This window comes from Streptomyces sp. P5F9, from assembly GCF_057961495.1.
The window spans coordinates 1-6,132 of record NZ_JBXVPZ010000531.1 but is presented as its reverse complement, the minus strand read 5'-3'; the positions used below and the strand labels follow the sequence as shown (position 1 = coordinate 6,132).

Here is a 6,132-nt window from a genome sequence, read left to right as displayed (position 1 = left end):
GCGGGGGTTCCGGGCGTGTGAGCCGTCCCGGTGGCGAGGGCGGTGGGGCGGTCCCCCGATCGTAGGAAGGTCTCCGGGGCGGAACGGTTCGCCTGACGGCGGAGGCCTACGGTCCGGATATGACCGTGTCAGCACAGTCGCCCCAGTCCTCCGGCTCCTCCCGGCTCCCCGGGCCGCCCGCGTCCTCCCGGTCGTCGGAGTCCGTGCCGCCGCAGGGGCGATCGCCCGAAGCCGCCTCGCCCAGAGCCCGGCCCACGCCGGAGCCGTCGGCCGGCGTCGCCCCGCCGTCGTCAAGGACGCCCGCGCAGGCGGACCCCGGGCGCGTCGAGGCGCACCCCGACCGGCCGCACCTCACCGAGCTGCGGCTGTCGGCGTTCGCCACACACCGGGGCGCCGGATTCCCGCTCGGGTCGCTCACCCTCTTCGCCGGGCCCAGCGGCTGCGGAAAGACGAGTGCGCTGCGGGCGTACGAGGCACTCGCGCGGCTCGGCGGCGGGAGCGAGGTGGGCGACGTGTTCCCGGACCCGGTCGCCTGCGTCCCGGAGCGGGCCCGGCCCGACGCCCAGCACCGGCGCGGATTCAGGATCGGCTGTACGGCGGACGGGCCCGAGGGTCCGGTACGGCTCGACGTCGCCGTCCAGGCCGAGCCCGAACTGCGCATCGTGGGCGAGCGGTTGACGTCGGGCGGCCTGGTCCTCCTGGAGACCGCGCTGCGCGACCCGTCCCGCCGCTCGGTGCAGGCCGCCTGGCACACGGCGGGTTCGTCGCCGGTCACCCGCGCACCCCTGCCGGACGACCGGCTCGGCACCGCCCTGCTGCCGTTGCGCGTCGCCGGGAAGACCGACGGGCAGCGCCAAGTCCTCGCCGCCGCCGAGCAGATGGTGGTCGCCCTGCGCTCCGTCTTCGCCTGCGATCCGGCACCCGAGCGGATGCGTGATGCCGTACCGATCGGCGACGGGCGGCTGCTGCGGGACTGCGGCAACCTCGCCGACGTGCTGTGGCGCACCCGGTCCGAGTGCGGGCGACGGCACGGGCAGCTCGTCACGGCGGTGCGCACCGGCTGCGCCGGACCCGTGGTGGACCTCCTCGCGGAACCGTTGAGCGACGGCTTGCTCCGCGCGGTGCTCGACCGGGGCGACGGCCTGCGCACCGGCTTCGAACGGCTCGGTGACGGCGAACTCCGGTACGCGGCACTCGCGTTGGTGCTCCTCACCGGCCCCGGCGTCCTGGAGGTCGACCCGCCCGGCGAGGTCCCGGCCGCGATGCAGACGCTCACCGTCCTCGCCGACGGCCTCGACCGGGGAGTGGACGTACGGCAGCGGGCCGAACTGCTGCGGCTCGCCGCGCGGATGTGCGAGCGCGGGCACATCCGGCTGGTCGGCGCGGTGAGCGACGCGTCCTGGGCCGCCCGGATCGACGGCGTCACAGTGGTAGACCTTGAACCGTGACAGAACATCTCGACGTGGCGAAACTGCAGCGCAGACTGGCCGAGTTCGCGGCCGCGCGGAACTGGCAGCCCTACCACACCCCCAAGAACCTCGTCTCCGCGCTCAGTGTGGAGGCCTCCGAACTCGTCGAGATCTTCCAGTGGTTGACCCCCGAGGAGTCGGCTCGGGTCATGGACGACCCGGACAGCGCGCACCGGGTGCGGGACGAAGTCGCCGACGTCCTCGCGTACTTGCTCCAGCTGTGCGAGGTGCTCGGCATCGATCCGCTCGCGGCGCTGGACGCGAAGATCGACCGGAACGAGGGCAGGTTTCCGGCGCCGTAGCCGACAAGTCCTCGCCGTAGGCGATCGATTGGGGGAGTCCGCGCGTCCATTTTCACTCTCCGGAGTCATTCATCTGTCCGCAACCGATTTGTTGTCCACAGATTTCCGCCTTCCTCTGGCTTTTCGTCTCAGGGACTCTCACTCTGGGTAGTGGACAGGGGAGTTCGGGCGGACGTGCGAACAGCACGTCGGGATATGACGGGGGCAGCGCATGGACGCGATGCGGCTCATCGTGACGAGCAGGCGCGCCCTGGCCGCAAGCGGCGGCGTGCCGGAGACCCTGACGGAGGTGTGGCAGGCGCAGGCCCTCGCCCAGGCGATAGGCAGCCGCCTCGCGGTCTTCGGCCCGCCCGAACTCCGGGGCGAGGCACTGGGGTTGACCGAGTTGGCGGGCCGGGGCTGTGGGGTGCTGAACACCCCGGTCCTCGCCGTCGAGGACTTACGCGCGGCCCAGCTCACGGAGTTGGGCGACGCGCGGCTTGCCCTGCTGTGCCTGGGCGGTCTGCTCGGCGAGGTCGGTATCGCCCTCGTGGGCATCGCCTGCGCGGCGGACGACGAGGGGACGTACTGGCAGTGCATGGAGGCGATCGACGCGGCGGACGAGTCCCGGGACCGGGTCCTTGAGATGTTGCGAAGACTGGCGGACCGGGAGCGGGCGGCGATACCGGAGCGGGAGGCGGGGTGACCCTGGCGTCCGGGGCCGGGGGAGGGGAGCGCCGTGGTGGTCGCGGTTCGTAGGGTCTGCGCGACGCCGTCGTGGCTGGTCGCGCAGTTCCCCGCGCCCCTTTAAGGGCGCTTCACGCGATCCGTGTTGTCCATCGACGTCGACTGCAGATCCGCGTCCAGGGCTGACAGGTCCGCGTTCAGGGACGCCATCAGTTCCTCCATCTGCTGCAACAACCCCTTGGGTTGTGCGGGTCCACCCTGCTGCGGCACGGCTTCTTCGGACATGACGGCCTCCTCGGCCCGTGGCCTCCCCGGCGAGGAGGAGGCGGGAATCCGGGCGGTCCGGCTCCGCCCGAGCCAACGATCATCTACGGGGCCGGTCACTGGCGCGGGCGCCCCCGTGCGCACAGTTGACGGATTTTCACCCGACCGGGGACCGGAGCGGCCGACAGGACCGGTGGGGTTGACCGGGACTCCAGCGTGCAGGATGGAGGCATGGATCTGCGTATCTTCACCGAGCCCCAGCAGGGGGCGACCTACGACACCTTGCTCGCCGTGGCCAAGGCCACCGAAGACCTCGGCTTCGACGCTTTCTTCCGCTCCGACCACTACCTGAGCATGGGCTCGGGTGACGGACTCCCCGGTCCCACCGACGCCTGGGTCACCCTGGCCGGACTCGCCCGCGAGACCAAGCGCATCCGCCTGGGCACCCTGATGACGGCCGGCACCTTCCGCCTCCCCGGCGTCCTCGCCATCCAGGTCGCGCAGGTCGACCAGATGTCGGGCGGCCGGGTCGAACTCGGCCTGGGAGCGGGCTGGTTCGAGCAGGAGCACACGGCGTACGGCATCCCCTTCCCGAAGGAGAAGTTCGCGCGCCTTGAGGAGCAGCTGGCGATCGTCACCGGCCTGTGGGCGACCAAGCCCGGCGACACCTTCGACTTCCACGGCACGCACTACGACCTGACCGACTCGCCCGCGCTGCCCAAGCCGACGCAGGCGAAGATCCCCGTGCTGATCGGCGGCCACGGCGCGATCCGCACCCCGAAGCTGACCGCGCGGTTCGCCGACGAGTTCAACATGCCGTTCGCCTCGGTCGAGGACAGCGCGCAGCAGTTCGGCCGGGTCCGTGCCGCCGCCGAGGCGGCCGGCCGCAAGGCCGATGACCTCACGTACTCCAACGCCCTCGTCGTCTGTGTCGGCAAGGACGACCAGGAGGTCGCCCGCCGCGCCGCCGTGATCGGCCGCGAGGTCGACGAACTCAAGGAGAACGGCCTGGCGGGCACCCCGTCCGAGGTCGTCGACAAGATCGGCCGCTACGCCGAGATCGGCGCCGAGCGCGTCTACCTCCAGGTCCTCGACCTCGCCGACCTGGACCACCTGGAGCTGATCTCGGCCCAGGTGCAGACGCAGGTGGCGTAGTCCCGTCGTAGGACAGGTGGTCGTGCTGTGCGGGCGGGGTGCGCCGACCCCGCCCGCACAGGCATACCGGCCCGTCGCTAACTCGAACTCCGCGCCCCTGCCGCCGCCGAGGCCGTCGCGGGTGCTCCAGCCGCCACCGGCGCCCGCCGCCCCGGCAGGAACGCGGCCAGGGCCAGGGCCGCCAGGGCCGCCGCCGAACCGATGCCCATGATCACGCGGAAGCCGTTGTGGGAGGGGACGGTGAGGGAGCCGAAGGCCGTCGTCATGTGGGCCAGGACGACTCCGGCGACGGCGCTGGAGGCGGACGTACCGATGGAGCGCATCAGGCTGTTGAGGCTGTTCGCGGCGGCCGTCTCGGACAGCGGTACGGCGCCCATGATGAGCGCGGGCATCGCGCCGTAGGCGAAACCGACGCCCGCGGAGATCACGCAGCACACGACGACGACTTGCCAGACCGCGGCCATCATCACGACCCCGAGGCCGTAACCGGCGGCCACGATGAGCGCGCCCAGCATCAGGGTGACCTTGGGGCCGGCCGCCGCCGAGATTCGGGCGGAGAGCGGTGCGGTCGCCATCATCACCAGGCCGGAGGGGCCGAGCGCGAGCCCTGCGGCGAGCACGCTCTGGCCGAGGCCGTAGCCGGTGGACGTGGGGAGTTGGAGCAGTTGCGGCACGGCCAGCGACATCGCGAACATGGCGAAGCCGAACACCACGGACGCGAGGTTGGTGAGCAGGACCTGGCGGCGCGCGCTGGTGCGCAGGTCGACCAGGGGCCGTACGGTACGCAGCTCCCACCAGCCCCACACCAGCAGCACCACAACTGCCGTGGCGAACAGGCCCGTTGTCGTGCCGCTGCCCCAACCCCAGTCCGCTCCCTTGGAGATGGCCAGCAGCAGACACACCAGACCGATGGACATCCCGACACCGCCCACCACGTCGAACCGGCCGCCGCCGCGCACCGCCGACTCCGGTACGAGCGTCACGACGAGCGTGGCCACGACGGCGCCGAGCACCGCGGCCGTCCAGAACAGCACGTGCCAGTCCGCCTTCTCGGCGATGAACGCGGCTGTCGGCAGCCCGAGCGCACCGCCCACCCCCAGCGACGCACTCATCAGCGCGGTCGCCGATCCCAGCCGCTCGGGCGGCAGTTCGTCCCGCATGATGCTGATGCCGAGCGGGATGACGGCCATCGAGACGCCCTGGAAGGTCCGCCCGACGATCATCGGCACGAGCGAGTCGCTGAGCGCGCCGATCACGGACCCGACGATCAGCAGCACCAGGCTGAGCAGCAGCATCCGCCGCTTGCCGTACATGTCCCCGAGCCGCCCCACGACCGGGTTGGCGACGGCACCGGCGAGCAGGGTCGCGGTGATCGCCCAAGTGGCGTCGGACGGCGAGGAGTTCAGCAGCTTGGGGAGTTCGGGCACGATCGGGATGATCAGCGTCTGCATCAGCGAGACGGTGATCCCGCCGAGGGCCAGGACCCAGACGACAGCGCCGGAGCGGGACGAACCGACCCCCTCGACAGGAACGGGTGGGGAGGGGGAGCTGGACGCGGACATGGCTGAGCCTCCGGCTGATGCGTGCTGGTGCGTGCGACACGGGGCTGAACGAAATGAGTCTGGCATGTTTTTCGTATGACGTACGCAAAATGGCCGGAGTCCGGATCGAGAGGTACCGGGACGGTAGCCTTCCCCTGTCCGGGCACGGCTGTCGCGGACGGAGAGGCACAGCGGATGACGCAGGTGGTGACGGGTTCCGGCCGCAGGGGCAGGGGGCGCCCGCCCCGGCTGTCGCGGGAGCGGATCATCGAGGGCGCGGTCGAGGTGCTGCTCGCCGAACCGGCCGTCTCCCTCACCATCAAGCGCGTCGCCGACGTCGCCGGCGCCGCCCCCATGGCCCTCTACCGCTACTTCCCGGACCGCGACGCCCTCCTCCAGGCCACCGCCGACCACGTCCTGGAAGCGATGGAGCGCGCCCCTATCGCCGACGGCCCCTGGCCGGACCGCCTCCGCGCCTGGATGCGGGCGGGCCAGGCCAACCTCCGCCCCTACCCGCAGCTCATGCCGTACATGACGACCACCCGGCACCCCGCCTGGCTTCCCGGTCTGACCCGCCTGCGCGAGATCCTTACCCCGGCCGGCCTCTCCGCCGAGGACCTGGCCCTCGCCGTGGCGCTCATCTCCTCGACGATGCTCGGCCACGTCGTCTACGACGGCTACCGCAGGCCCGACGAGGAGATGACGGCCCTGCTCGACGACGCCCCTGGCCCCGAC

General features: G+C 71.8%; 7 protein-coding genes. 5 read left to right on the top strand and 2 right to left on the bottom strand.

Translation table 11 applies throughout. From position 1 onward, the window contains the following. Nucleotides 1–119 precede the first annotated feature (119 nt). From AC31A1_RS44670 to AC31A1_RS44660, 3 genes are all read left to right on the top strand, one after another. Nucleotides 120–1,448, top strand: a complete 1,329-nt coding sequence (locus AC31A1_RS44670; RefSeq protein ID WP_489658804.1) for an ATP-binding protein — start codon at nucleotides 120–122, stop codon at nucleotides 1,446–1,448. Beyond that, complete coding sequence (locus AC31A1_RS44665; RefSeq protein WP_327400702.1) at nucleotides 1,445–1,771, top strand: nucleotide pyrophosphohydrolase; 327 nt, start codon at nucleotides 1,445–1,447, stop codon at nucleotides 1,769–1,771. The genes AC31A1_RS44670 and AC31A1_RS44665 overlap by 4 nt, the downstream gene beginning before the upstream one ends. 211 nt (nucleotides 1,772–1,982) lie before the next feature. Continuing rightward, on the top strand, nucleotides 1,983–2,456 hold the full coding sequence (locus tag AC31A1_RS44660; RefSeq protein ID WP_489658803.1) for a DUF6099 family protein: 474 nt from the start codon (nucleotides 1,983–1,985) through the stop codon (nucleotides 2,454–2,456). A 101-nt stretch (nucleotides 2,457–2,557) separates the two neighbouring features. On the opposite strand, the gene AC31A1_RS44655 is transcribed toward AC31A1_RS44660, so the two are convergent. After that, the gene (locus AC31A1_RS44655; protein ID WP_365985623.1) at nucleotides 2,558–2,722 is read right to left on the bottom strand and encodes a hypothetical protein; all 165 of its coding nucleotides are present in this window, start codon (nucleotides 2,720–2,722) and stop codon (nucleotides 2,558–2,560) included. A 210-nt stretch (nucleotides 2,723–2,932) separates the two neighbouring features. Here AC31A1_RS44655 and AC31A1_RS44650 point away from each other — a divergent pair, with 210 nt between their 5' ends. Next, nucleotides 2,933–3,856: an LLM class F420-dependent oxidoreductase gene (locus AC31A1_RS44650; protein WP_489658802.1), complete on the top strand. Its 924-nt coding sequence runs from the start codon at nucleotides 2,933–2,935 to the stop codon at nucleotides 3,854–3,856. A 77-nt stretch (nucleotides 3,857–3,933) separates the two neighbouring features. Here the strand turns inward: AC31A1_RS44650 and AC31A1_RS44645 are convergent, their stop codons facing one another. Then, a complete protein-coding gene (locus tag AC31A1_RS44645; protein ID WP_489658801.1) occupies nucleotides 3,934–5,418 on the bottom strand; it encodes an MFS transporter in 1,485 nt (494 codons plus the stop codon). Nucleotides 5,419–5,592: 174 nt separating this feature from the next. On the opposite strand from AC31A1_RS44645, the gene AC31A1_RS44640 reads away from it, so the two are divergent. Next, nucleotides 5,593–6,132 (top strand): TetR/AcrR family transcriptional regulator (locus AC31A1_RS44640; protein WP_489658800.1); only part of this gene is annotated, 540 nt, incomplete at its 3' end.